Origin of the sequence: Bradyrhizobium vignae (assembly GCF_004114425.1) — a bacterium.
Taxonomy (GTDB): Bacteria; Pseudomonadota; Alphaproteobacteria; order Rhizobiales; family Xanthobacteraceae; genus Bradyrhizobium; species Bradyrhizobium vignae.
The window spans coordinates 1-21,605 of record NZ_RDQF01000002.1 but is presented as its reverse complement, the minus strand read 5'-3'; the positions used below and the strand labels follow the sequence as shown (position 1 = coordinate 21,605).

General features: G+C 61.4%; 19 protein-coding genes and 2 pseudogenes. 13 read left to right on the top strand and 8 right to left on the bottom strand.

What is annotated here, in order from left to right; all coding sequences use genetic code 11:
* Positions 1-181 precede the first annotated feature (181 nt).
* The 3 genes from EAV90_RS01670 to EAV90_RS01665 form a co-directional block, all read right to left on the bottom strand.
* The gene (locus tag EAV90_RS01670) at positions 182-1,720 is read right to left on the bottom strand and encodes a peroxidase family protein (RefSeq protein WP_129142409.1); all 1,539 of its coding nucleotides are present in this window, start codon (positions 1,718-1,720) and stop codon (positions 182-184) included.
* Positions 1,721-1,801: 81 nt separating this feature from the next.
* Positions 1,802-1,963 (bottom strand): hypothetical protein, encoded by a 162-nt coding sequence (locus tag EAV90_RS39205; RefSeq protein ID WP_164936728.1) that lies wholly within the window; start codon positions 1,961-1,963, stop codon positions 1,802-1,804.
* 87 nt (positions 1,964-2,050) lie between these two features.
* The gene (locus tag EAV90_RS01665; RefSeq protein WP_129142408.1) at positions 2,051-2,284 is read right to left on the bottom strand and encodes a DUF3551 domain-containing protein; all 234 of its coding nucleotides are present in this window, start codon (positions 2,282-2,284) and stop codon (positions 2,051-2,053) included.
* 295 nt (positions 2,285-2,579) lie between these two features.
* On the opposite strand from EAV90_RS01665, the gene EAV90_RS01660 reads away from it, so the two are divergent.
* The 3 genes from EAV90_RS01660 to greA all read left to right on the top strand — a co-directional run bounded on the left by EAV90_RS01660 (position 2,580) and on the right by greA (position 4,042).
* A complete protein-coding gene (locus tag EAV90_RS01660; RefSeq protein ID WP_129142407.1) occupies positions 2,580-2,912 on the top strand; it encodes a hypothetical protein in 333 nt (110 codons plus the stop codon).
* Between the two features lie 110 nt (positions 2,913-3,022).
* Positions 3,023-3,502 (top strand): hypothetical protein, encoded by a 480-nt coding sequence (locus EAV90_RS01655; protein WP_129142406.1) that lies wholly within the window; start codon positions 3,023-3,025, stop codon positions 3,500-3,502.
* Positions 3,503-3,559: 57 nt separating this feature from the next.
* The gene (gene greA, locus EAV90_RS01650; protein ID WP_129142405.1) at positions 3,560-4,042 is read left to right on the top strand and encodes a transcription elongation factor GreA; all 483 of its coding nucleotides are present in this window, start codon (positions 3,560-3,562) and stop codon (positions 4,040-4,042) included.
* 185 nt (positions 4,043-4,227) lie between these two features.
* On the opposite strand, the gene EAV90_RS01645 is transcribed toward greA, so the two are convergent.
* Positions 4,228-5,001 (bottom strand): SDR family NAD(P)-dependent oxidoreductase, encoded by a 774-nt coding sequence (locus EAV90_RS01645; RefSeq protein ID WP_129142404.1) that lies wholly within the window; start codon positions 4,999-5,001, stop codon positions 4,228-4,230.
* Positions 5,002-5,326: 325 nt separating this feature from the next.
* Here EAV90_RS01645 and EAV90_RS01640 point away from each other — a divergent pair, with 325 nt between their 5' ends.
* From EAV90_RS01640 to EAV90_RS01610, 8 genes and pseudogenes are all read left to right on the top strand, one after another.
* Entirely contained in the window at positions 5,327-8,368 is a 3,042-nt protein-coding gene (locus tag EAV90_RS01640; protein ID WP_129142403.1) for a GAF domain-containing protein, read from the top strand.
* Positions 8,369-8,381: 13 nt separating this feature from the next.
* A pseudogene (locus EAV90_RS40315) lies at positions 8,382-8,489 on the top strand (response regulator); the annotation flags it as partial.
* 63 nt (positions 8,490-8,552) lie between these two features.
* Positions 8,553-9,392 (top strand): universal stress protein, encoded by an 840-nt coding sequence (locus EAV90_RS01630; RefSeq protein WP_129142402.1) that lies wholly within the window; start codon positions 8,553-8,555, stop codon positions 9,390-9,392.
* Between the two features lie 127 nt (positions 9,393-9,519).
* Positions 9,520-9,816: pseudogene (locus EAV90_RS40310) on the top strand (calcium-binding protein); the annotation flags it as partial.
* A 366-nt stretch (positions 9,817-10,182) separates the two neighbouring features.
* Positions 10,183-11,472, top strand: a complete 1,290-nt coding sequence (locus EAV90_RS01625; protein ID WP_245509443.1) for a PhoX family protein — start codon at positions 10,183-10,185, stop codon at positions 11,470-11,472.
* Between the two features lie 186 nt (positions 11,473-11,658).
* A complete protein-coding gene (locus tag EAV90_RS01620; RefSeq protein ID WP_129142400.1) occupies positions 11,659-13,422 on the top strand; it encodes a type I secretion system permease/ATPase in 1,764 nt (587 codons plus the stop codon).
* Positions 13,419-14,723, top strand: a complete 1,305-nt coding sequence (locus tag EAV90_RS01615) for an HlyD family type I secretion periplasmic adaptor subunit (protein ID WP_122401172.1) — start codon at positions 13,419-13,421, stop codon at positions 14,721-14,723. Before EAV90_RS01620 ends, EAV90_RS01615 begins: the two co-directional genes overlap by 4 nt.
* 434 nt (positions 14,724-15,157) lie before the next feature.
* Positions 15,158-16,363 (top strand): tyrosine-type recombinase/integrase, encoded by a 1,206-nt coding sequence (locus tag EAV90_RS01610; RefSeq protein WP_129142399.1) that lies wholly within the window; start codon positions 15,158-15,160, stop codon positions 16,361-16,363.
* Positions 16,364-16,477: 114 nt separating this feature from the next.
* Here the strand turns inward: EAV90_RS01610 and EAV90_RS01605 are convergent, their stop codons facing one another.
* The 4 genes from EAV90_RS01605 to EAV90_RS01590 all read right to left on the bottom strand — a co-directional run bounded on the left by EAV90_RS01605 (position 16,478) and on the right by EAV90_RS01590 (position 20,360).
* On the bottom strand, positions 16,478-17,473 hold the full coding sequence (locus tag EAV90_RS01605; protein WP_129142398.1) for a toll/interleukin-1 receptor domain-containing protein: 996 nt from the start codon (positions 17,471-17,473) through the stop codon (positions 16,478-16,480).
* Positions 17,474-18,700: 1,227 nt separating this feature from the next.
* A complete protein-coding gene (locus EAV90_RS41580) occupies positions 18,701-19,606 on the bottom strand; it encodes a phage terminase large subunit (RefSeq protein WP_430644708.1) in 906 nt (301 codons plus the stop codon).
* Positions 19,607-19,665: 59 nt separating this feature from the next.
* The gene (locus EAV90_RS39200) at positions 19,666-19,839 is read right to left on the bottom strand and encodes a hypothetical protein (RefSeq protein WP_164936727.1); all 174 of its coding nucleotides are present in this window, start codon (positions 19,837-19,839) and stop codon (positions 19,666-19,668) included.
* Entirely contained in the window at positions 19,836-20,360 is a 525-nt protein-coding gene (locus EAV90_RS01590; RefSeq protein ID WP_129142395.1) for a hypothetical protein, read from the bottom strand. Before EAV90_RS01590 ends, EAV90_RS39200 begins: the two co-directional genes overlap by 4 nt.
* 499 nt (positions 20,361-20,859) lie before the next feature.
* Between EAV90_RS01590 and EAV90_RS01580 the strand changes: the two genes are divergently transcribed.
* On the top strand, positions 20,860-21,045 hold the full coding sequence (locus EAV90_RS01580; protein ID WP_129142394.1) for a hypothetical protein: 186 nt from the start codon (positions 20,860-20,862) through the stop codon (positions 21,043-21,045).
* A gap of 68 nt (positions 21,046-21,113) precedes the next feature.
* Positions 21,114-21,248, top strand: a complete 135-nt coding sequence (locus EAV90_RS41125; RefSeq protein ID WP_283810419.1) for a hypothetical protein — start codon at positions 21,114-21,116, stop codon at positions 21,246-21,248.
* Positions 21,249-21,605 lie beyond the last annotated feature (357 nt).

Genomic DNA, 21,605 nt, shown 5'->3' with positions numbered 1-21,605 from the left:
CAAATCTCATCGCGCTTTAGACGCTGAGTTTTGGTTGAATCGATACGCGCTCGGGGCACGGTTTCACCTCTCCCCGTCGGGGAGAGGTGAACCAGGGACGGCTCGCCGAATCTCATTTCAATGAGTTTCAGCCGAAAGGACGCCCGCGCGATGCGAGCGGCCTTTCATTGTGCACGCGCGCTCAGTGCAACGGATCGCCCTGGCCGAGCGCGTAGGCGACGAGGTCCTTCAACGCGAAGCCGGGGCCCGTCACCGGCGTCCATTGCGGGTCAAGTGACAGCACGGAGGAGTTGTCGCCGAACAGCATGCCGAGGAAGACCTCGGCCACGATGCGACCGCCGACGGGGCCGAGCTGCGGTGTGTTGATTCCGGCCGCCGGCGCGCCGGTGGCGGGAATGGCCACGGCGGTTTGGAACTGCCGCGCCTCGGCCAGGATGTAGGTCCAGAGCGGGCAATTGCCGGCAAACACGCCGTTCGCAATGCTTGCGATCTTGGTTTGCGGATCGTCGGGGCCGGGCTCGTCGACGGCCTTGCCGATGACGATCTGGTCGTCGGCCAGCGGCGTCACGTTCATCGCCCTGGCGACGGCTTGCCCCGAGGGCAGGCCGAGCCGCCAGCCGCGCTCGAGATTGCGCAGCGCCAGCGCCGCCGGATTGGATGCGACCTCCGGCGGCAGCTTGCGCAGCGGGTCCACCAGCGATGCGTCGATGCGATAGGCGAACTGCAGCCGCCGCTTGTTCTCGGGATTGGTGTCGTCGTCATCGACGCCGTAAGCGCGCGTGTCGAGATCGATGAAGCGGCCCCAGTCGATGGCGCGCCCCGGGCCCATGGCGCGGAACCCCGTCAGCGCGTTTTGGTCGGGGTTGTTCGGATCGGGGAAGATTTGCAGCAGCATGTTGTCCGCATCGTTCAGCCGGTAGCCGGGTCGGATCATGGAGTGCCCGAGCCTGTAGGCCGCGACCGAGAACTCGACTGGCATGAACGGATAGGTCTTCCAGTGGTAGTGGGCGAGCTTGCTGCGGTCGTAGCGGCCCGCGGTCTTCAATTCGTCCAGCACGCTGGCGTGAACGATGCGCGGCAGGAAGTCGTTCAGCACGACGTATTGATAATGGAAGCGGACGCGCTGCTGCACGTCCTCGAACGACAGGCTGTCATTGTCGTCGACCATGCGGTTGTGGAAGCGCAGCATCAGGGCCTGGAACTGCGAGACGATGCTGTTCTCGTCGTTGCGGGGATCGCCGATCAGCGCGCGGCCCTTGAAGCGCGGCAGGTCGTTGGCATCAGGCACGCCCGCGCCGCTCAGCGTCTCGCCGACGCGGAACTTGTTGCCGTCATACATGTAGGGCTGGTCGTTCGGCCCGCGGCCGTAGACGTTGTCCAGATCGAAGGACGGCGTGCGGAAGTCGACGAGCCCGTCGGGATCCTGCTGCCTCGTCAGCGAGCTGACCGGATCGAAGGTGATGTCGTGATCGACGAACTGGCCGAAATAGGTGTAGAGCGCGGGGATGCCGCTCTCCTCCGCGTCCGGTCCATCCTTGGGCGCGTCGAACTTGCCGACCATCTTGTCGGCGAGCGCCGAAAGGTTCGCGACATTGTCGGCGTCGTTCACGCCGAACGTTGCCGGGGTGAGCTTGCGGAACATGCGGCCGAAGCGGCCTTGCGAAAGCGGCGAACGGGTTGCGTTCAATCCGCGCGGAACAATTGCGTGGCGGCTGCTCATTGAAAACACCTCCTCTGAAAAGTCACGACGGCACGAATAAAGCTAAAGTTGTTCGCAATAGAATATACAGGCGAAGCTAGATCAGGGATTGCGGCGTGCGACAAGCCGTCGCTTCACACTGTGCGCGATGTCGATGCTGTCCGAAGCGGAGGGGTGCGAGCAAGCTGCGGCGGCGCTTTGCAAAATCTTCCCGGACCGATGACGGATAACATTCTCGTCATCGCCGCGCGCAAGCAGCTTCATGCGGTGACGACTCGCCGGGCTTTCGGTCGATCGTCTTCACCGGAAGATTGTGGCGGCGCGCGCGACAGCGCGCACGCCGCAGTCACGTCAGTAATAGCGCTGCGGCGCGAACGCGTAGCGCGGATTGATGCCGCAATAGGCCGACGTGCCGGAGGCGGAGGCCTGGCACTGCTGATAGGTCGCGAACTGGCAGTTGCCGGGATAGCCCCACATGCGGCCCTGCAGGCAATATCGATCGTTTGCAGGATGCGCCTGGGCCGCCGGCAATGCGACGGCGATCAGCGCTGCGAGCGATGCCAGGGTGAGGATGGTGCGACGCATTTCAGACTCCTTCGAGAACGGGGGATGAGGAACACCAGCTCATTCTACGTGTTCCGGGACTTGTCCGACACTTCGTCGTGCTCGTCTTGGTGTCCGCAGCGGCCGCCGCGTTCAACACGCATGCATGATGATGCGAACCGCGGCGAGCAATGTGATCTCGGCCACAGTTCGCCACCGGGTTGTCGGCCTATCGTGCAGACTTGTCGTGAACGGATTTGCCGTCTGCGGACTTGCACGCGCCATGCCCGGAGGCCTACGCTTTTGCTCATTCGGGTCAGGTCATTTGGAGGTTCTGATGCAAAGGTCATATTTGCTCGGTGCGACCGCAGCGCTGGCGCTTCTTGCACAATCGTCGCTCGTGCTGGCGCAGACCACTCCGTCCGCCGGCGGGACCACCGCGCCTGCGGCGACAAGCCCTGCGCCAGCCGCGTCGACCACGCCGGGCGCGACCACCGATACCAGCCAGCCGACCGACGCCAAGAAGAGCGCGTCGAAGAAGCGGGCGAAGAAGAGGATGACCCGGCAGCAGGAGATCGATCATTCGATCGACACCGGCACCGTGCCTGCGCGCTACCGCAGTTCAGTGCCCAAGCAGTATCAGCGATACATTCCGTTCGATAAGCAGTAGCGGGATCGACGGTGGTGCGACGACGGTCTTGGCCGGGCGGCTTCCGGCCCCACATCCGCGGTGGCGGTCTGCGAGAGCAGTGCTAAAGTAGGGCGAAGCCGGGGGGAATGATGAGTGACGAGGTGAAGGATGCTGGCCTTGTGGCCATGATCAGCAGCATCCTGGGAGGCAACAAGCGCGCGGACAGTGTTGCACCGCCTCCGCCCGCCGAGGTTCCGCCGATCGTGCCGGCGGATGCAGTGGGGCCGACATCCAGCTCCGATCCGGCAGCGGCCAAAGCCGAGAACGCGCCCGATGCCGCGCCGGCTGCCACGAAACCGGTCGAGCCGCCTGTGCAGATCGCGACCACGCGGGACGGCAAGCGCCTGCTGCCGGCGGAGGCGATCGCCGATCTCGTGCTCGGCGAGCTGCGCAAGCTGGAAGATTTCCCGAGCTCTGGCGTCTCGGTCACGGTCTACGGCTATCGAAATTGGAACGCCATGCTCACCTTCGCGCCGTTCTCGACCAGTTTCCAGAACGCAACCCGGTTCCGCCAGGCGATTCCGGACCTCGTCTTCAAGCTCCGCCGTTTCGTCGAACTTGAGATATAGTCTCGGGCAGCGGCGGCACACGGCGTCGCCATCCAACCAGCTCGACAGGATATTCAATTGAGCGTCGCCTTCACCAAGGAAGAAAGCGCCGAAACCGCGTCCGAGACGCTGTTGCCGGATCGCCCGATCTCACCGCATCCGAACCTCGTCACGGAGGCAGGCTTCAAGGCGTTGCAGACGCAGCTTGCCGAAGCGCGCCAGGCCTATGAAGCCGCGCAAGCCATCGAGGACGTCAACGAGAAGCGCCGGCAGTCGGCGGTGCCGCTGCGCGACGTCCGCTATCTCACCGAACGCTTACGCACCGCTCAGGTCATGCCCGATCCGACCTCGACCGAAATCGTCGCCTTCGGCAGCACCGTGACCTTCAGCCGCCCCGATGGCCGCGTGCAGACCTACCGTATCGTCGGTGAGGACGAGGCTGATCCCAAGGCCGGCTCGATCTCGTTCGTCTCGCCGGTTGCGAGGTCGCTGATGTCAAAGGCGGTCGGAGACGTCGTGGGCTCAGGCGCGCAGGAGATCGAGATCCTGTCGATCGGGTAGGGACGCGGGGCCAGGCGACGATCGCGCGGCAAAAGGCGCTATCGACGGGAGCAATCTCATTGGAGTCCGCCTCAAGCGGGCGTCTCGAAGGATGGCCGCACGGAAAAGCTCTCATTTGCGATAGTCCTGCGGAAGAGGGAGCGCACCTCCGTCATTGCAGCGTTTCGTGTTCATCACATCCTGCGTTACACCTCCGGCAGCTCGACGCCCGTCAGCTCGCTCAATTGACCGATGAGCTGGTCCTGAAATTTCCGATCGGCCGCCTCGCTGGCCGGCTGCTGCTGCGCGAGATGATGCCAGTAGCGTCCGCTGACCAAGGCAGCGGAATCCTCGCTCACCGCGAGCCAGGTCTGGGTTCGTTGTCCGGTGTCGATATCGACCGGAGCGCCCGCGCCGCCCATCTTCGTGCGGACCCATCCGGGATCGACGGCGTTGCTCAGGACCTCGGGCCAGCGTCGTGCCAGCGCGAAGGCCAGAGCGACGACGTGCAGCTTGCTCTCGGCGTAGGCCTTGGCCGCATCCCAAGTCCGCTTCCTCCAGTCGAGATCGCCGAGCGAACCCTCTCCGTCCCGGTGCAGTCCGCTGCTGAGATAGACCAATCGGCCCGGCCGCTCGATCAAGGCCGTCAGCATGTACGGCGCAAGCGTGTTGATGGCGAAGGTCTCGGCATGGCCTTCCGGCGTCGCGCCACGGCTCGGCCGCGTGTAGACGCCGGCATTGTGGATGACCGCATCCATGCGCCCGATCGCGTTGACCTGATCCGCGATGCTCCTCGTCTCTGCCGCACTTCTGAGATCGCCGACCGCCACCCCCGCGGCACGCGACGTGAGTTGGCCAAGCGCTACGGCACGATCCGCCGAACGCGCGTGCAGCACCACGCGGTGACCTTGATCGAGGAGTGATTGCGCCGCCGCCCGGCCGAGGCCGTCGGTGCTGCCCGTGATGAATATGGTCGCCATGCGCTGCTCCTCCTGACCTCTTATGCGCAGTGTATCGCGCCCGCGCGTCATTTCCGATACTGCTCGTCGTTCACGGCCACCGCGGCAGCGAGCAGGCCGACGATCACGCCGCGCTCCGCTCCGGCACAAAACAAGTCGGCCCGCAGCGGCAATTTGCGGAACTCGCCGCTTCGCCACATTGCGGAGGCGAACTGACGCGTAATCGAGTGAAAATCAACTCACGATAGGTCTGGTCGGAAGCACCTGATGGTGGAATAATTCCGGATGCTTTCTTGATTGGATTTTGACGTCGGCTGCGAACCGGCTGGCGACGTGGATTTTCACCATGGCCGCGCTTCCTCAGGACGTTGTGGCGGATTTGCAGCAGGAGAACGCGCGGCTCCTCGCCGAATTGCGCGCCGCACAAGATCGCGAGGCCGCCACCGCGGACATTCTCAAGATCATTGCCGGCTCGCCATCCGAGGTGAAACCGGTATTCGATGCAATCGCGAGGCGCGCCAATGCCTTGCTCGGCGGCTTTTCGACGACCGTATTCCGCTTCATCGACGGCTCCGCCCACTTGGCGGCGTTCACGCCGACGAATTCCGCCGCCGATGAAGCATTGAAGAAGATGTTTCCGCGGCCGATTGCCGATTTCGAGAGTTTTGCAAGGACGCAGACCGGTAAGGTGGTGCCGACCCCCGATACCGAAGCGCTGACAAACGACATCAAGTTCATCGCCCGCGCCCGCGGCTTTCGCAGCATGTTGTTCGTTCCGCTCGCGACCGGCGGCGAGGTGATCGGCATGATCAGCGTAACGCGAGCCGAGCCGGGTACCTTCGCTCCGCATCATGTGCAACTTCTGCAGACCTTCGCCGACCAGGCCGTCATCGCCATAGAGAACGTCCGGCTGTTCGATGAGGTCCAAGCGAAGACGCGCGATCTCGCCGAATCGCTCCAGCAGCAAACCGCGACTGCCGATGTGCTGAAGGTGATCAGCCGCTCGACCTTCGATCTGCAAGCCGTACTCAACACGCTGGTCGATTCGGCGGCAAGGCTGTGCGAAGCGGAGATGGCATTCATCATGCGCCGCGAAGGCGATGAATATCAGGCCGGAGCAGCGGTAGGGTTTTCCGAGGAATACATCGCGTTTCTGCAGGCTCACCCGGTTGCCCCCGGCAGGAGCACGGTCACAGGTCGGACCGTTCTCGAGCGTCGTCCCGTGCAAATCCTCGACGTCGCTGCAGATCCCGAATACCGCCTGCACGAGTCCATCACCATGGCTGGCCAGCGCACGGCACTCGGCGTTCCCCTCCTGCGCGAGAATGAGCCGATCGGCGCGATCGTGATCGCCCGCAAGCGCGTGCAGCCCTTCACGGAAAAGCAGATCGAGTTGGTCGCCACGTTTGCCGACCAGGCCGTGATCGCCATCGAGAATGTACGGCTCTTCGAACAATTGCAAAGCAGGACGCGGGATCTATCCGAGGCGCTGACGTACCAGACCGGCAGCGCCAATATCCTGAGGGTTATCGCTTCCTCGCCGACTGAAGTCGGTCCGGCGCTCAAAGCGATCGTGGAAAGCGCATGCGGGCTTTGCGAGGCATACGATGCGCTCGTCGTTCTGAGGGACGGCGACGATATCCTCGTCCAGGCGCACCATGGTCGAGTTCCCGTCGTGTGGAGCCGACGATCGATCAGTGCGCAATCGCCCAGCGGCCGGGCCATTATCGACCGCCGCACCGTTCACGTGCATGATCTGCTTGGGCCCGAAGGGGAGGAATTCCCGACAGGACGCGAATATGCGCTTCGCTCCAACGTTCGGACCGTTTTGAGTGTGCCGCTGTTGCGCGAAGGCGAGGCCATGGGAGCGATCGTGCTACGTCGCACGGAGGTTCGTCCATTCGGCGAGAAGCAGATCAACCTGCTCCAGACTTTTGCAGATCAGGCTGTTATCGCCATCGGCAATGCGCGCCTGTTCGAGCAGTTGAACGAATCGCTGGAGCGGCAGACCGCAACCTCGGAGGTGCTGGAAATCATAAGCGCTTCATCAGGCTCATTGACTCCGGTCTTCCACAAGATGCTGGAGAATGCGACACGGATCTGCGGCGCCGGCTTCGGCACCATGAATCTCTACGAGGAAGGCGGCTTTCGTACGGTCGCATTGCACAACGCGCCGCCAGCTTATATCGGGACCCGGCTGCACCAGAGCATTCGCCCGCATCCCGCGAGCGGGCTCTGCACCGTCGAGAAGACTCACCAGACGGTTCATATCGACGATATCAGGACGCAGCCGCCCTATATCGAAGGCAACCCCGACGTTCGCGCGCTTGCCGACCTTGCTGGCGCAAGGACCCTCGTCATCGTGCCCATGCTCAAGGAAGACGAACTGATCGGCACCATCGCGATCTTCCGCCAGGAAGTTAAGCCCTTCACGGACAAGCAGATCGAGCTCGTGTCCAATTTCGCGCACCAGGGTGTGATCGCGATCGAGAATGCACGCCTGCTGAATGAACTGCGCGAGCGCACTATGGAGTTGTCGCGATCGCTCGAGGAATTGCGAAACGCGCAGGATCGGTTGATCCAGACCGAGAAGCTTGCCTCGCTCGGGCAACTCACCGCCGGCATTGCACATGAGATCAAGAACCCGCTCAATTTCGTCAACAATTTCGCTGCGCTTTCCTCCGAGCTGATTGACGAACTCGGCGACGGGCTGCGCTCGGCCGCTCTCGGCGAGGCAGCAAGGCAGGACATCGACGCGCTGATACGCATGCTACAAGGCAATCTGGAGAGAATCGTGCAGCACGGAAAGCGCGCCGATTCCATCGTCAAGAATATGCTTCTGCACTCGCGCGAGGGTTCTGGCGAGCGCCGCTCGACCGACATCAACGCCATCGTTGAGGAAAGTCTCAACCTTGCCTATCACGGAGCGCGCGCTGAAAAGGCGGGTTTCAACATCGAGCTCGAAAGGAATCTCGATCCCAGTGCGGGGGCGATCGAGCTGTATCCGCAGGAAATCACACGGGTGTTCCTCAACCTCATTTCAAATGGCTTCTACGCGGCTAGCAAGCAGAAGGACGCCGCCGGCGACGGCTTCGAGCCAAGGCTGCGCGCGACGACCACAAACCTCGGCGGCGCCGTCGAAATCCGCATTCGCGATAATGGCACGGGCATCCCGGCCGACGTGAGGGAGAAAATATTCAATCCATTCTTCACCACCAAGCCCGCAGGTGAAGGTACCGGGCTTGGCCTTTCAATCTGCCACGACGTCATTGTGAAGCAACATGGCGGCAGCATCGAGGTCGATACAGAGCCTGGCGATCATACGGAATTCATCATTACGCTGCCACGTACGCTGGCGGCACCATTGCAGACCGGAGGCAGCAGTTGAGCGGTCAAATAATGTCGTCGACGATGAACCCGATGTCGAGGCACCATTCCGCCGGCAGTTCCGACGTGATCTGCGCGCCGGTCGTTTTCTCGCGGAGTTTGTATCGTCGGCACGCGTGGCACGCCGTCCCAAGCGAAACTAGGCATCTTGCGTCAATGTTCACCGCAAACACCGGGGGTTCAAAATGAAGACGCTCTTGGTCCCGCTTCGAAACATTCCGATGATGACATCCACGCTCGATGTCGTCGTAGGTCTCGCACAACGTTCCGGCGCCTATATCGAGGGCTTTCCGCTCCGGTTCGGCATCCCTCAATATGTAGCCGCGGAATTGGCCACCGGCATCCTTTTGGATTCGTATCAAGTCAAGACCGAAGCCGAATTGAACGACATGCGCAACTTTTTCGAAGCATTCATGTTGAAGCACGATATTCCTCGAGCCATTGCGGGATCGCGTGGACCATGCTTCGGCTGGCTGGAGACCGCGCCTGAGGGCGAAGACTTTGTCGGAACTTATGGGCGCGCTTTCGATCTGATCGTGATGGCACGGTCCGACGTCGATGCTGCGGGCCCTCACCGTCGCGCGATTGAATCCGCGCTGTTTGAGAGCGGCAGGCCCGTGCTCCTGACGCCATCCAATGCACCAAGAAGCATCGCGACGAACATCATGATCCACTGGAATGGTAGTACCGAGCAGGCTCGGGCAAACGCATTTGCCATGCCGCTGCTTCGTGCGGCCGAAAGGGTATCGGTGCTAACCGTCATTGGCGGCCAGGGGGTAGCAGGACCGTCTGCCGATCAGATCGTTCAGCAACTGCGGTACAATGACATTGCAGCCCAGGTGAGAAGGGTTGAACTGGAGAACCGCGAGACCGGAGAGGCGGTCCTCGATGCCGCGAGAGCTGAAGGCTGCGATCTCTTGATCAAGGGAGCCTTCACCCGCACCCGGCTGCGGCAAATGATCTTCGGCGGGGCGACCAGCTATATCATGGAGCATGCGGATCTGCCTGTCCTGATGGCTCATTAGAGCGGAATGGCACAATTCGAATCGAACGCGGGCATCGTCCTCGTCATCTCGATGTCGCGTCAACGTCACAGCCGTTGGTTAACGGAGCGTTCGTGCCAGTACCAAGCCAAAAGCCAGGAAGCAAAGCATGTCACACCATCACCACGGCGATCGCCACATCGGTCCGTTCAAGAAAATCAAGTTCGGAACCAACGGAGACGACATCATTGCGGGGTCGGACCTTGGCGACATCATTCTTGGCTTCCGTGGCAATGATACCATCGATGCCGGCCTCGGCAATGACACCGTCTTCGGCGGTCGCGGCGATGATTGGATCGACGGCGGTAAGGGAAACGATGCGCTGTTCGGCGAAAGCGGCAATGACGTCCTGATCGGCGGCGACGGCAATGACGACCTGCATGGCGGCCGCGGCCGGGATCTGCTCCTTGGCGGCGCAGGCCGAGACCAACTGGACGGAGATCAGGGCAACGACAAGTTCCTGCTTCGGAAGGGCATGGGTGTGGACACGATCCAGCATCTCGATTCCGGCGATCGCATCGACGTCCGCGACTTCAACATTCCGTCCTTTCAGGCGCTGATCAATTCCGCGCGCCAGATCGGCCACAAAGTTCAGATCGATCTCGGCAATGGCGACGCGCTCATCATCGAGCATGCCCGCATTTCTGATCTTCACGCCGAGCAGTTCATTGTTTCCGATGAGGTGAAGGGCGCGTCGAGCTCACAGACACCCTACCTGCTCAGCAGCGATTCCCACGTTTATACCGAGTCGTTGCTGACGACCGGCGACAGCGTGAACGGCTACAAGATGGCCGGCATTCCGGACGGCCTCGGCGCGTTCGACAATGGCGATGGCACCTTCACCGTGCTGATGAACCATGAACTTCCCTCGGCGGCGGGCATTGCCCGCGCTCATGGCGGCACCGGCGCGTTCGTGTCGGAGTGGGTCATTGACAAGACGACGCTGCAGGTCCTGTCGGGCAAGGACCTCATCCATGACGTCTGGATGTACGAGGGCGGTAACTATGTCGACCACAGCACCGGCAACAGCCCCGTATCGTTCAACCGGTTCTGTTCCGCGGATCTTGCCGATTCGGGCGCGTTCTACAACGCGCAGACGGGGCTCGGCTTCGACGGCAGGCTGTATCTCAATGGTGAAGAGGGTGGCGTCGAGGGGCGAGCCTTTGCGCATATTGTCGGCGGCCCTCAGGACGGGAACAGCTACGAGCTGGCCTGGCTCGGCAACATGGCCTACGAGAACGTGGTCGCCAATGCGCACACGGGAGACAAGACCGTCGTCGGCATGATGGATGACGGCCAGAACGGCCAAGTCTACTTCTATTCCGGCACCAAACAGTCGACCGGAAATGCCATCGAGAAGGCCGGGCTGACTGGCGGCCATCTGCTCGGGGTTCACGTGACCGACTTCGAGGGTTACGCGAACAATGCGCCGAGCAGCACCAGCCCGCTGGGTGCCGACGAGAAGTCCGCCTTCACCATGATTGACCTCGGCGACGTCAGCGGCAAAACCGGCGCGCAAATCGACGCGGACAGCGAAACTGCGGGTGTGACGAGCTTCCTGCGGCCGGAGGACGGCGCATGGGACACCCTCAATCCCAACCGCTTCTACTTCGTGACGACGAATGCGTTCAACGCGCCAAGCCAGCTGTGGGCGCTGGACTTTACCGACGCGTCGCACCCCGAGCTCGGCGGCACCATCAAGCTGCTGCTCAACGGCAGCGAAGGCCAGAAGATGCTTGACAACGTCGCCGTCGATTCTCCCGGCAAAGTCATTCTTTGCGAGGACGTCGGCAACAACGCCCATCTCGGCAAGGTGTGGCAATACGATCCTGCGACCGACGCGCTCACACAGCTTGCCCAGCACGACGCAAGCCGCTTCGTTACGGGAGGTGCAAACTTCCTGACCCAGGACGAAGAGGCATCAGGCGTCATCGACGTCACGCATATCCTCGGCAATGCCGGGGAAAACGTCTACCTGATCGACACCCAGTCTCACCTCAATGTGGGAGGGGAGCTCGTCGAAGGCGGCCAGCTGCAACTGATCCACCAATATCTCGTCTGACGCCAAGTTGCCCGACGAGGCTATTGCTCTGTGGAGGTGCCGGACTCCAAGTCCGGCACCTCTGTCGCTGTCAAACGTCTGTCATGAGTCATCGACAGTTAGAAGCCGTTTCATCGCTTTCTGCGGTGAAGGGGCGATCAGTTCGAGACAATCACCACATCGTAAGCTGCGGAGTCATTGCGTGTGATGTTGGCTACGCAAGCAGGCGTTTCCACGGATGCAGGATCGGAGCTGCGCGCCGCACTTCGATCGTGCCGCACGGCCCTGGTGGGCATCGCAGCCTTCAGCGGGTTGATCAATATCCTCAGCCTGACCGGCTCCCTCTACATGCTTGAGGTCTATGATCGCGTGCTGCCTGGCCGCAGCGTATCTACGCTGGCCGGCCTGACGATCATCGCGGCCTTGCTGTTCTTCTTTCAGGGCACATTGGAAGTGGTTCGCGGTCGAATGCTGGTTCGCATCGGGAACCAGATCGACTGGCGGATCAGTGACCGCATCTACGATCTGGTGGTTCGCCTTCCGCTTCGCACACGCGGTGGCGGAGACGGACTGCAGCCGGTCCGCGACGTCGACACGGTGCGATCGGTGATGTCGGGCTCTGGTCTTCCTGCCCTGTTCGATCTGCCCTGGTTGCCATTCTACCTCGCCATCTGCTTTGCTTTCCATCCGCTGATTGGCGCGACAGCCCTCGGCGGCGCGCTCATGCTGGTGATGTTGACGCTGGTCACCGATCGGCTGTCGCGGCAATCCGTCCGGAAGGCGTCGAGCTATGCCGCTGCACGCAACCGCCTTGCGGAAGCCAGTCGTCGCAATGCGGAAGTCCTGATTGCCATGTCGATGTCCTCCAGGTTTCTGGAGCGATGGCGCAAGCTGGGCGATGCTCATCGCAGGCAGCAAAGGATCGCCAACGACATCTCGGGAGGCTTCGGGGTGACGGGACGGATGCTGCGCATGATGCTGCAATCGGCCGTGCTGGGGGTTGGGGCCTACCTCGTCATTCGACAGGAGGCATCCGGGGGGATCATCATTGCCAGTTCCATCCTGACGGGTCGCGCACTTGCTCCCGTGGATGTCACGATCGGCAACTGGAAGAATTTCATCGCCGCGGCCCAAAGCTGGCAGCGCCTCACCGGGCTCATGTCGGCGTTGCCGGTGTCCGCCGATAAACTGCCTCTGCGGCCTCCAACGCGATTCCTCGTCGTGGACAAGTTGTCCGTCGCCGCCCCTGGATCGGAAAAGATCCTGGTTGCTGATATCAGCTTTCACCTGAAGGCAGGCAGCGGGCTTGGCATTGTCGGCGCCAGTGGCTCGGGAAAATCCTCGCTGGTGCGCGCCCTTGTCGGCGCATGGCGGCCATCACGCGGTGTTATCCGGCTCGACGGTGCATCGCTCGAGCAATGGTCGCCTGACGCACTTGGAAATCACATCGGATACCTGCCTCAGGACGTCGAATTGTTCGAGGGGACCATCGCCGAGAACATTGCACGGTTTGCACCTGATGCTTCGATGGAGCAGATCCTTGCCGCTGCCGAAGCCGCCGGCGTCCACCAGCTCGTCGTCAGCCTGCCCGATGGGTACAACACCCAGATTGGCGAGCAGGGCTCGCTATTGTCGGCGGGGCAAAGACAGCGCGTGGCGCTCGCGCGCGCGCTGTATGGAAATCCTTTCCTGGTCGTGCTCGACGAGCCCAATTCCAATCTGGACATCGAGGGCGAGGAGGCGCTGACTCGCGCAATTCTCGCCGTTCGGGCTCGAGGCGGCGTTGTCGTCATCGTCGCGCATCGCTCCAGCGCGCTGGTTGCCGTGGACTTCGTGATGACGATGACCCATGGCAGGCAGCAGGCGTTCGGGTCCAAGGAGGAAGTGCAGTCGCTGGTGGCAAGGCGGGAAGCCGGGCCGCCTGGCGCTCCGTTCAAGGTTGTCGTTCCTCAACCGGCCGCATCCACATGACCACCGCGACATATGGCGAAGATCGCAGCATGCGCCATCATCTGCTCGCCGGCGTCGTTCTGGCGGCGGGTCTGACCGGCGGGATCGGCGGCTGGGCCGCCACGACCGAGCTGTCGGGAGCGGTCACCGCTGCTGGATCGGTGGTCGTCGATTCCAATGTCAAGAAAGTCCAGCATCTCACCGGCGGTATCGTCGGAGAGCTGATGGTTCGCGAAGGCGACCATGTTCGTGCCGGTGAGACATTGGTGCGGCTCGACGAAACCGCCCTGCGTGCCGGCCTCGCCATCTACACCAAGGGATTGGATGAGATGCGCGCCCGCAAGGCTCGTCTTGCCAGCGAGCGAGACGGCGCCGACAATCTGGTCATCCCGCAGGAACTGCTCGACAACGCTTCTGCGGAATTCGTTGCGGCGATCGGCAGCGAACGCAAGCTGTTCGAGTTGCGCGCCACCGCGCGTCGCGGCCAGAAAGCCCAGCTTCGCCAGCGGATCGCGCAGCTCGAGGATGAAATCCGCGGCTATGCGGCTTTGCAGCAAGCCAAGGCGGAGGAGATCGAATTGATCCAGCGCGAGCTGATCGGAGTGCGCGGCCTCTGGGAGAAGAATCTGGTCCAGATAAACCGTCTTACCCTCTTGGAACGCGAAGCCGCGCGTCTCAAGGGCGAACTGGCGCAGTCGATCGCCTCCACGGCCCAGGTTCAGGGCAAGGTCACCGAAATCGAGCTGCAGATCCTGCAGATCGACCAAGACCTCAGCAGCGAGGTTGCGAAGGAGTTGCGCGAGATTGACGGCAAGATTGGCGAATTCATCGAGCGCAAGGTGACGGCCGAAGATCAGCTGAGACGGGTTGACATACGCGCTCCGCAAGATGGCGTGGTTCATCAACTCAATGTCCATACGGTCGGCGGCGTGGTCAGCCCGGCCGATCCCGTCATGCTGATCGTGCCGGAAGCCGACCTGTTGATGGTGGAAGCCAAGGTTTCTCCGGCCGACATCGACCAGCTGTATGTCGGCCAATCGGCAAGCCTGCGATTCTCTGCATTCAACCAGCGGACGACGCCGGAGATCGAGGGCAAGGTCAGCCGTATCTCCGCCGACGTGACGTCGGATCAACGTACGGGTCAGAATTATTACACGGTACGTGTCTCGATAATGCCCGAGGAGCTGGCACGGCTCGGCACTGTCAAGCTTGTGCCCGGCATGCCGGCGGAAGTCTTTGCCAAGACCTACGACCGCAGCGTCTTGTCGTATTTCACCAAGCCACTCCTGGACCAGGTTGCCCGGGCGTTCCGCGAGCGTTGAATGCAGGCCGATGCAACCAACCGCCAAGGTCTGCCATGGCGAGTGACCCGTTCAGGTACGACCGACCGGGTCGCCCGGTGAGCCCTACCTGATCGTGCCATCCTGCCCCTGTTTTGCCCGACAAGTCAAATCCGATTTCGGAAAAGGCGTAACCCATTGATCCGACTGACGTCGGCTACTGTGCATGGGGTTGTTTTTCGATTTTTTGATGGAACGCTCTCGGCAAGCCCTGACGGCGACGCCAGCTGTCCGGATTGCCCGAAACTGGATGGTTCAGGAGGACGGATGGTGGGCGCACAAGGGATCGAACCTTGGACCTCTCCCGTGTGAAGAGTTTCGGAAGGCTCTACCCAAAGTAAACGAGACGGAATGTTGCTGGTTTTGGGCTATCCGGGAGAGGGTTCGTTTCCCCTCGTTTCCCCGGAGTAAGCCCAGTGCCCCGCCAGCGTTTTAACGACCTCTTCCTCGAACAGCTGCGATACGACCGCCGAGAGGCGGCGCCCAGCGGTGACATCGCCTTCGAGGACGAACTCTGTCCTGGGCTATTCCTCCGGGTCAGGCCGAGCGGCCTGAAGTCGTTCAGTGTGATCTACAAGGTTCCGGGCGAGGGCGGCGTCTCGCCCAGCGGGCGGCTGCTAACCGGCAAGGCGCACCGGATCACCCTGGGCACGTGGCCGCATATTGCGTTGCGGGAGGCCCGGGACAAAGCTCGGCAAGCTTTGCAGGCCGCCAGCGAAGGCCGCGACCCGCGTCAAGCCCAGCGGGAGAACAACCTGACGACCTTCGCCTGGGCGAGCGACCGCTTCGTGGAGGCGGAACTCAAGCCCAACATCAAGAACTGGCAGGCCGTCGAGAGCACTCTTCGCCTGCATTGCCGCCCGTTGCTGGGCAATCGCCCCCTCCAGAGCATCCGCCGCACCGACATCCATGCCCTGCTCGACACCATGGTGGAGGAGGGAAGGCACGGCATGGCCCGAGAGGTGCGAAAGAACCTGTCCCGCTTCTTCAACTGGTGTATCGACCGCGAGCTGGTGCACGCGAACCCTTTAGACGGCCTCCGGCGGCGCGACCTAAGCGCCAATTACGAGGCGGGTAGGGCGCTTACCGACGACGAAATCCGGCAGATTTGGCGCGGCTCGGGCGAGATGGGCTACCCGTTCGGCCCGATCTACCAGCTGCTCCTCCTCACCGGCCAACGGCGTGGCGATTGGGCTGCAGCTCAGCGATCGGAGCTGGACCTGGGCAAGCGCCTGCTAGAGGTCCCCTCCGGCCGGTATAAATCCAAGCGGGACCACCTCGTGCCAATCTCCGACGCCACCAAGGCCATCGTCGAGGCTCTGCCCCAGCGCGACGGCTACCTGTTCACGACGAACGGCACAACACCGGTGTCCGGCTTCAGCAAGGCCAAGACACAGCTGGACGAGGCGTCCGGCGTGAAGGCGCCGTACCGCATACATGATTTCCGGGTGACATGCGAGACGCGCCTCGCCTCGCTGGGCTTTGCGCAAGAGGTACGCGACGCCGTCCTTGGGCATATGGCCCAAGGGCTGCAGCGCCGGTACAACAAGCATGCCTACGGCGACGAAAAGCGCGAGGCGCTGGACGCTTACGCCCAGCACCTCGCGGCAATCATCGCCTGAGATTCCGTCTGTCGTGAAATCGGAAATGTCTGAATCACTTGTCGAAGCTGATATCCAGGCTCACGCTGGCAATCTCGGCTTAGGGGCCACATGCGGCCATCAGACCAGCACCATCTACGCTCGAGGCTTCCGGGTGTACTGTATCAAGGTAATAGCGCCGGCGATGTGCTTGATCGTTGCATACACGATGGCTCCATAAGCATCTTCAAGTTCGAACGGGACATTAATGTTGAATGCAACCGGCTGCCGCTTACCCCCATCGATGGCGATGTTGTGGGCATAGAGATAGGTCCTTTCCGAACTATCCAACTTGGGATTCACGGATCCGATTAGGCCAGGGATGCGCCCGGTGTCGTTGATAATGACTGATCCAATGTTATCAGTGCGGGGAAGATTGATCTGCATCGCACCCTCCGGGTCCACCCGCTCATAGATGGCCGCCGGAAAGCTCGGGTGAGCGGCGAGCAGTGTGCTTGACCTGCGCACTATCTGTTCGAACACCGCCACACCATCGTCACCAGTGGTACTGCCGTAGAAGGTTCCGTTCTCGGCTTGCACGAAAACAGTGCAACCTTCGATCGGCATACCCTCATCGTCTCTGACGATGACTGCGAATTTGCTGCCAGGCAGCGGCTCGGCCCGCGCCAGCATACTGAAGTCGCGGCGGACCAGTTCAGTTGGCACCGACCCGCCCGAACTGACGAGCTTTTTCGTAACGAGGGACACAAAGTCTTCGGGAGAGCGCTCTTTCAGTGAGATGTAGCCAACCGTGGACAAGACGCCCGGTATCTCGGTGCTGTCGAACCGCGCAGGCAGAACGTATTCCTGCGCATCCTGGAAGGCACGGGCCTGGGCTGATTTGCGCTCGTGATTGGTCCAAAGCTTTTTTGCGTAGGCTTCGGAAATGAACATTACAGTGAACCGAGCTCGCTTGTGATAGACCTCCGAGAGGTGCACGTAGAGGTCTTTGCCCCAGAGGTCAGCCTCTTCGAAGAGATCGTAGAATACCTTCACGCCGCGATCTTTCAAAAGATTCGCAACTCTATCAACGTAGTCACGGTCTTCGCCGGCAAACGAGAGCGCGATGTCGTAATCTCGATTCTCAGACATGGCTTCCAGTATAGTCGCTAGCCGCAATTGCTGCCAAGCCTCTAGCGCCGACCATTGGCCAGGTTTCAAGCGTGAAGGCCGTTGTAAATGGTTAAAGGACGATATGATCCCTAACACAGCTGTTTCCTTCGCGAAGTGTATGCGCGCGTTACATAGCTCCTAGTTATTTCTGCTTTCGCGTTTCGCGCATCCAGTTGTGGTCACAGAGGAATTGCGCGCTGACCTCCAGATGAGGCCCCCCGCAGCATCATCTGCATCAACCATGTTCTCGAAACTGATTTGAGGCTGCGACGAGATCGGGCATCCCTAGAGAAGAGAGCACCTCGGCCAGAGCTGCTCCCAGCTTGAAGGCTTCCACATGACTGCACTTGAGAGCGTCGAACAGGCGCCGACGACGCATGCGTCACCAGACTTTGACCAAGGGATCGATTTTCTCCGCAAGGTACGCCCCAACGGTCCTTGGGTTTTAACGACCATCGAGAAGGACGGAAGGAAGACCAAGTACATCGAGACACGGACGTTCCGCCCGGAGCAGTGGAGCACGTGCATGGATTGGCTGCGCGATCATCACAACCGCAAACGCAATCTCTACTGGACCGTGAACCCGACGACGCGCGAACTCAACGGCAAGAACGTGAAGGCGAGCCGCGCTGATATTCACGAGATGGCCTTCCTCCACGTGGATGTGGACCCGCGTGCCGGCGAACACCTCGACGAGGAGCGCCAGCGCATCAAAGCGCTGTTCGCTACACTGCCGCAAAACTTGCCTGTACCAACGGCTTTAGTCTTCTCGGGCGGAGGCTATCAGGCCTTCTGGCGTCTACAGGTGCCTATTCCGATCAACGGCGATGCCGGGGCCTACGAAGAGGCGAAGCGTTACAACCAACAACTTGAATATCTGTTTGGCGCAGACGATTGCCACAATGTGGACCGTGTCATGCGGCTGCCGGGGACGATCAATTGGAAGGCCAGCAATGGACGCCAGCCAACCCGCGCCGAACTCGTCGCCTGGAGCGACGTGTCGTATCCGATCGAGCAGTTTGCGAAGATGCCGTTGCTCGGTGGCGAGAAGCCCAAGGCGGCTGCTCCAGCCGAAATCAAGCGCACTGAAGATCCGTCCCAGCTAAGGCGTGACTTTGGCGTTAGGGACGACGTCATCGTGGCGATCGTGCATGGCGAAGACCCGGAGAACAAAGACCGTTTTCAAAGCCGCTCGGAATGCTTGTTCTACGTGGTATGCAATCTGAAGCGCTGTAAAGTTCCCGATACCGTCATTCTCGGTATCATCACCGACAAGGAATTTGGCATCGCCGAAAGCGTTTTGGAGCAATCGAACCCCGAGCGGTACGCTCTACGGCAAATCGAACGAGCAACCGCGGCAACTCGCGAGTTCATGCTCGGCAAGAATGGTGCGCCCATTGCGAGCCACTCCTTGGTGATCGGGTACGGCCAAGCCACCGGCAACATGTGGACCTTCTCGTCCAACGTGCCGCCGAAGAAAGCGCCCCGAGCGATGTTCCAGTCGCCGTTGATCCACGCCCGAAACAGCTCCTCGTCATTGCCGCAGGCCGCGCGCAGGCGGCGTTTGTAGTCTTCGTGGTCGAGGTGCGGATTGTCGATCAATGTCGACGGGCAATTGACCCAGGTCTCACCGTCCAGCTCGTAAGGGTGCCACGCAAGCTGCCGAGCGATAAAGTTCTGGTGGATGAGCGCATGGAGAGGCCCACCGGGGTTCGCGGTGCGGACCTCACGTAGCGGTATGCCCTCGGCGCCGCGCAGGTTGGACTTCAGCAGGTCTACCCAGCGGCGGTCGGCCAACAGACCGAACTCGTCGACGATCAGCAGCGTGAACGACCGGCCTTGATACTTCTTATATGCGTTGGGACCGTCGAGCTGGCCGCACTCGATGATGGCGCCGTTTGGAAGGCGGAAGGTATGCTCTGCTCGATTGTGTCGGACGCCCTTACCGTAAGCGACGGAGAGGAGGCTATCGAGCTGCTCTTCCAGTTCGGTGATCGCTTTGTGTGTCTCGCGGACGATGAGCGGGCGAGCCTTCTCGCCGTACTTCTCGACATGGCGAAGGACAAGAAGCAGCGCACCGGTGGACTTACCGCCGCCTCGGCCGCCTGCCATCAGCAGGTTCCAGTTCTCGGGCACCGACAGGACGGTCGCTTGATATGGTGTGGGGCTGATCACGGGTAGCGCCTCGCGCGCGTCGGAGTGCCGTCGACGTTGAGGCCGCCTGTGTGGGTGGGGTGGCGCTTGATGCGGCGGGCGAGAACGGGCTTGCCGTCGGCGTCGACCGTGACCTGCACGGTGTCGAACTCGCCCAGGTCGATCTCCGGCTCGGGCTGCTCAGTGCTCACGGCTGCCCCTCCAAAGGCTCGATGACCTTGATGGCCTTCAGGTAGGCCTCGGGCGTCGCTGCGTCGGGCAGGTTGATGACGATGTTCGGCCGCGTCTCCGGAGCGACGCCTTCCACCCAGCCAAGGCGAGCCTTGGTTAGGTAGATCGCGGCCACGATGTTGCCCCGCCGCGCGGCTCGTAGGAGTAGGTGCGATAGCTCGTCGGCCAGAAGCGCCTTGCCGAGGTTCATGGCCTCCTCGGCCCGCTCGTCGCGCTTGATGAGGGCCTGGAGAGTGGAGCGGTTCATGCCCAGGGCGGCGGCGATGCTGTATTGGTCTTGGCCCTCCGCTGCCATCGCAGCAACCGCTCGCAGGCCCTCCGCAGTGAGGGTAGCGCGAGGCATGGGGCCGCCACTCTCCTCGCGCGTAACCAGCTCGGTGCCGTTCGCTAGGAGCGAGGCGAGCGCGTTCTGCGCAGGCGTCGGTGCGTCCGGCTCCTGCTTTGCGTTCTTGCTGCGCTCGATCTTCGGTGGTCGTCCCATAAGACCGACGTGTGGCGGGCGGTGATAACTTTAGCCGAACGATTGCCAACCACCGGCCGAATGTCGGGCGGCACCGTTATTTCTATCGTTCAAAATGCATTGCGCGCCCCGTGAGGAAGACGCATTCCGAGACAATCCCGCTGACAACTAATATTTGCTTCTGGCCCTTCGGCGACCTTCCACGATGTCTGCTGTTGTAGCGCTGTTGAATGATGAGCGGGCATCTGGGACCGTTCAAACTGAACGCATGAAGTGCACGCCCTCGAACTCCCGCGAGAAAGCAGGGTGCGCGCGGTTCTTGACCTTGCGCCAATCGCAGGTTCGCGGCCGATACAACCGCTCGCGGTGCTTCGAGACGATGCCTTCGAGACCCGCCCTGCACGCCGCGCGGAACTGTCGGTCGGGCGCTGGCCTGTTTCCGACCTCAGTCGCTAGTTTGATTTTTAACTGGCCAGTTTTGATTTTAGGGCGCACTCTGGTTCCAAATTGGAAACCGGCAGTGACCCTGGATGAACAGATCGCTCAAGCGCAGCGCCACGTTGATAGTGGCCGGCTCATCATTGAGCGCCAGCGAGTGATTGTTGCCCGGCACGGAATGTCAGCTTCGATCGACCTTTTGAAGCTGTTCGAGCGGACCCAGCAGATATTCGAGCTGGACTTGGCCGATCTGCTCAACAGGAAGTAAGGCCGCCTCAGTGCCCCCCTCCTTTGATTTAGCTCAAGCTACGCCGATCTACGGCCTTCCATCGAGCCATGGCCGACCCCAACAAACAGACCGATGGTAAGGAGGCCAAGCCGTCGCGCTTGGATGAGGCGCGGCGCATGATCGAGGAATACGTCGCTGACCTCCGGGAGATCATCAAGCGGCTACGCCGCAAACTGAATTGAGGCCGCCTTAGTCGGACTTCTTGGGCTCGAAGCGAGCGATCCGGCGAGGCCCGTCCCAAAGCTCCACGGGGCTAGCCTCGACCAGCCGCTCAGCAAGTATTCGGGCGTTCTGCCCCGTTGCACAGACCAAATCGATTGCTTGAATTACCTGCCCCTCGAATGTGGGGATAAAAACCCGATAGGTGTTCATCGGACTTCACTACCAGTTTTTCCCGAAAGAGTAAGGCGCCTAGAGCATGTTGTTTTTGGCTGGAATCGGGATTCCCACCGGGAGCGATTTCTGATTCAACATCCATGCTGGAGGGCGGAGGCCGGCATGGATGACGCGACCCTATTCGGAAGACATCCGGGAACGGG

What these genes read in the sequence shown, in the direction of transcription:
- EAV90_RS01670 (WP_129142409.1), bottom strand. Translation starts at nt 1,720, where the DNA reads ATGAGCAGCCGCCACGCAATTGTTCCGCGCGGATTGAACGCAACCCGT.
- EAV90_RS39205 (WP_164936728.1), bottom strand. Translation starts at nt 1,963, where the DNA reads ATGAAGCTGCTTGCGCGCGGCGATGACGAGAATGTTATCCGTCATCGG.
- EAV90_RS01665 (WP_129142408.1), bottom strand. Translation starts at nt 2,284, where the DNA reads ATGCGTCGCACCATCCTCACCCTGGCATCGCTCGCAGCGCTGATCGCC.
- EAV90_RS01660 (WP_129142407.1), top strand. Translation starts at nt 2,580, where the DNA reads ATGCAAAGGTCATATTTGCTCGGTGCGACCGCAGCGCTGGCGCTTCTT.
- EAV90_RS01655 (WP_129142406.1), top strand. Translation starts at nt 3,023, where the DNA reads ATGAGTGACGAGGTGAAGGATGCTGGCCTTGTGGCCATGATCAGCAGC.
- EAV90_RS01645 (WP_129142404.1), bottom strand. Translation starts at nt 5,001, where the DNA reads ATGGCGACCATATTCATCACGGGCAGCACCGACGGCCTCGGCCGGGCG.
- EAV90_RS01640 (WP_129142403.1), top strand. Translation starts at nt 5,327, where the DNA reads ATGGCCGCGCTTCCTCAGGACGTTGTGGCGGATTTGCAGCAGGAGAAC.
- EAV90_RS01630 (WP_129142402.1), top strand. Translation starts at nt 8,553, where the DNA reads ATGAAGACGCTCTTGGTCCCGCTTCGAAACATTCCGATGATGACATCC.
- EAV90_RS01620 (WP_129142400.1), top strand. Translation starts at nt 11,659, where the DNA reads ATGTTGGCTACGCAAGCAGGCGTTTCCACGGATGCAGGATCGGAGCTG.
- EAV90_RS01615 (WP_122401172.1), top strand. Translation starts at nt 13,419, where the DNA reads ATGACCACCGCGACATATGGCGAAGATCGCAGCATGCGCCATCATCTG.
- EAV90_RS01605 (WP_129142398.1), bottom strand. Translation starts at nt 17,473, where the DNA reads ATGTCTGAGAATCGAGATTACGACATCGCGCTCTCGTTTGCCGGCGAA.
- EAV90_RS41580 (WP_430644708.1), bottom strand. Translation starts at nt 19,606, where the DNA reads ATGGCAGGCGGCCGAGGCGGCGGTAAGTCCACCGGTGCGCTGCTTCTT.
- EAV90_RS01590 (WP_129142395.1), bottom strand. Translation starts at nt 20,360, where the DNA reads ATGGGACGACCACCGAAGATCGAGCGCAGCAAGAACGCAAAGCAGGAG.
- EAV90_RS41125 (WP_283810419.1), top strand. Translation starts at nt 21,114, where the DNA reads ATGGCCGACCCCAACAAACAGACCGATGGTAAGGAGGCCAAGCCGTCG.